The sequence below is a fragment of the Neisseria sp. P0021.S005 genome, from assembly GCF_051956955.1.
On record NZ_JBQCWY010000600.1, the window covers coordinates 1 to 1,875 of the forward strand.

Sequence of the window (1,875 nt, forward strand, 5' to 3'; positions counted from 1 at the left end):
TCACTCAAGCGCCGCGCCGTTTTCAGACGGCCTATCGTATGCACCCAATGTGCGCGTTCGGCCACAAATTTGGTTTTATTAGACTGCACATCGCCGATAACGTGCCAAACAATATCCGGCAAATCGGCCAGCGTTTCCGTTTTTTCAAACCATTCCTGAATATAGTTCTCGCCGAAATCGCGCTGACCGGCCGCATACACTTCGCGAATATCGTCTGCTGGAAACGTCTTGCTGACCGCCACCAGCTTCACCGCATCCGCAGACCGTCCTGCAGCCTCAGCCGCCTGTTCAACCGCCCGGCATACGTCCTGATAGTTTTGTTGCAATACCGACATGGTTTTCTCCTTTAACCCGTTCATCACTCGGCATTTTGAAAATTTTACTTGGTCGAACGGATTTATCTATTTAAAATAAAGCGATTTTATTATTCTAAACCAAAACAAGGCCACATTATGCAGATTACCGACTTACTCGCGTTCGGCGTGAAAAACAAAGCCTCCGACCTCCATTTGAGTTCGGGCATTTCCCCCATGATACGCGTACACGGCGACATCCGCCGCATCAACCTGCCCGAGATGAGCTCGGAAGAAGTCGGCACCATGATTACCTCGGTCATGAACGACCACCAGCGCAAGCTCTATCAACAGGATTTTGAAGTCGATTTCTCATTTGAGCTGCCTAATGTTGCCCGTTTCCGCGTCAACGCCTTTATGACCGAACGCGGCCCGGCCGCCGTATTCCGTACCATTCCGAGCACCGTCCTGACGCTGGAAGAATTGCGTGCGCCGCGCATTTTCCAAAAAATTGCCGAAAATCCGCGCGGTTTGGTCTTGGTAACCGGCCCGACCGGTTCGGGTAAATCCACCACGCTGGCGGCGATGGTCAACTACATCAACGAAACCCAACCGGCCCACATTCTGACCATCGAAGACCCGATTGAGTTCGTCCATCAAAGCAAAAAAGCGCTCATCAACCAGCGCGAGCTGCATCAGCACACCCACAGCTTCACCAACGCCCTACGTTCCGCCCTGCGCGAAGACCCAGACGTGATTTTGATCGGTGAGATGCGCGACCCTGAAACCATCTCCCTCGCCCTGACCGCCGCCGAGACCGGCCACTTGGTTTTCGGCACGCTGCACACAACAGGCGCCGCCAAAACCATCGACCGTATTGTCGACGTATTCCCTGCAGGCGAAAAAGAAATCGTGCGCTCCATGTTGTCCGAATCCTTGCGCGCCATCATTTCCCAAACCCTGCTGAAAACCCGCGACGGCAACGGCCGCGTCGCCGCACACGAAATCCTGATTTCCACACCGGCCGTGCGCAACCTCATCCGCGAGAACAAAATCGCCCAAATCAACGCCGCCCTCCAAACCGGTCAGGCCCACGGTATGCAAACCCTCGATCAAGCCCTGCAAACCCTTGTCCGCCAAGGCACCATCAGCCCCGAGCTGGCACGCAGCAAGGCGCAAAACATCGAAAACCTCTCTGTTTTCTAAACCATACCCAGGCCGTCTGAACCCCATCATCCCGTTTTCAGACGGCCTTTGAGCCTGACCGAATACCCGTTTTAAAGAGAATCATCATGAGCGACCTCGCCCCTCTGCACGACCTGTTAAGCGAAATGGTGCAAGCCTACTCACAAAAAAACCAAGCACCGCACATCCCCACCCCGGCCGAAATCGGCACACATCTTCATCCCCTGCTCGACCGCATGTGTGAAGAGGCCGAAAAACGCAACGCGTCCGACATCTTCATCAGCGCAGGCTTTCCTCCTGCCATTAAAGTCGGCGGCACCCTCACGCCCATGCCCCACAAAGCGCTGACCGGCGCGGACACCGCCGCCATCGCCGAATCCACCATGAACCCCGACCA

Annotated in this window: 2 protein-coding genes and 1 pseudogene; 2 read left to right on the forward strand and 1 reads right to left on the reverse strand. The window is 55.1% G+C overall.

All coding sequences use genetic code 11. The features are described 5' to 3' along the window. Positions 1-335 (reverse strand): YggS family pyridoxal phosphate-dependent enzyme (locus ACTHUE_RS17355; RefSeq protein ID WP_440402807.1); only part of this gene is annotated, 335 nt, incomplete at its 3' end. Between the two features lie 117 nt (positions 336-452). Here ACTHUE_RS17355 and ACTHUE_RS17360 point away from each other — a divergent pair. After that, positions 453-1,499 carry a type IV pilus twitching motility protein PilT gene (locus ACTHUE_RS17360; protein WP_004519239.1) on the forward strand — a complete coding sequence of 349 codons (1,047 nt, stop codon included), beginning with the start codon at positions 453-455 and terminating at the stop codon, positions 1,497-1,499. Between the two features lie 86 nt (positions 1,500-1,585). Further along, positions 1,586-1,875: pseudogene (locus ACTHUE_RS17365) on the forward strand (type IV pili twitching motility protein PilT); the annotation flags it as partial.

What these genes read in the sequence shown, in the direction of transcription:
- ACTHUE_RS17360 (WP_004519239.1), top strand. Translation starts at nt 453, where the DNA reads ATGCAGATTACCGACTTACTCGCGTTCGGCGTGAAAAACAAAGCCTCC.